At 70.6% G+C, this 998-nt stretch carries 1 protein-coding gene; it reads left to right on the top strand.

The features are described 5' to 3' along the window. Positions 1 to 22 precede the first annotated feature (22 nt). Positions 23 to 998: lipoyl synthase (lipA, locus tag LVY72_RS24085; RefSeq protein WP_237827470.1), on the top strand; the 976-nt coding region annotated here is incomplete at its 3' end.

Here is a 998-nt window from a genome sequence, read left to right as displayed (position 1 = left end):
CCGCCCATGAAGGAGTACTGCTGTGACGCTCGCGCCCGAAGGCCGGCGGATGCTGCGCATCGAGGCCCGCAACGCGGCCACCCCGGTCGAACGCAAGCCGGAGTGGATCAAGGCCAAGGTGAACATCGGCCCGGAGTACGTGGGGATGAAGAACCTGGTCCGGTCCGAGGGCCTGCACACGGTCTGCGAGGAGGCCGGCTGCCCGAACATCTTCGAGTGCTGGGAGGACCGCGAGGCCACGTTCCTGATCGGCGGCTCCGAATGCACCCGGCGCTGCGACTTCTGCCAGATCGACACCGGCAGGCCCGCCCCGCTGGATCCCACCGAACCGCAGAAGGTCGCCCGCTCCGTGCAGCAGATGAACCTGCGCTACGCCACCATCACCGGCGTGGCCCGGGACGACCTGCCCGACGAGGGCGCCTGGCTGTACGCCGAGACGGTCCGCCGGGTCAAGGACCTGAACCCGGGCACCGGGGTGGAGATCCTGATCCCGGACTTCTCCGGCCGGCCCGAGCACATCGCCGCGATCTGCGAGGCGGCCCCGGAGGTGTTCGCGCACAACGTGGAGACCGTGCCGCGGATCTTCAAGAGCATCCGCCCGGCCTTCCGCTACGAACGGTCCCTGGACGTGATCAGCCAGGGCCGGGCGGCGGGCATGGTCACCAAGTCCAACCTGATCCTGGGCATGGGCGAGACCCGGGCGGAGATCTCCGCGGCGCTGGCCGACCTGCACGCGGCCGGCTGCGACCTGATCACCATCACCCAGTACCTGCGCCCGACCGAACGCCACCACCCGGTCGAGCGCTGGGTCAAGCCGGCCGAGTTCGTCGAGCTGCGCGACGAGGCCGAACAGCTCGGCTTCCTGGGCGTGATGAGCGGGCCCCTGGTCCGCTCCTCCTACCGGGCCGGCCGGCTCTGGGCCACCGCGATGCGCAAAAAGGGCCGGGAACTGCCCGCGGCCCTGGCCCACATCGCCGAGGGCATCGGGGACTCCGGCA

This window comes from Arthrobacter hankyongi (assembly GCF_022012395.1).
Taxonomy (GTDB): Bacteria; Actinomycetota; Actinomycetes; order Actinomycetales; family Micrococcaceae; genus Crystallibacter; species Crystallibacter hankyongi.
The sequence above is the reverse complement of the archived record's forward strand: the minus strand, read 5'-3'. Positions and strand labels throughout refer to the sequence as shown.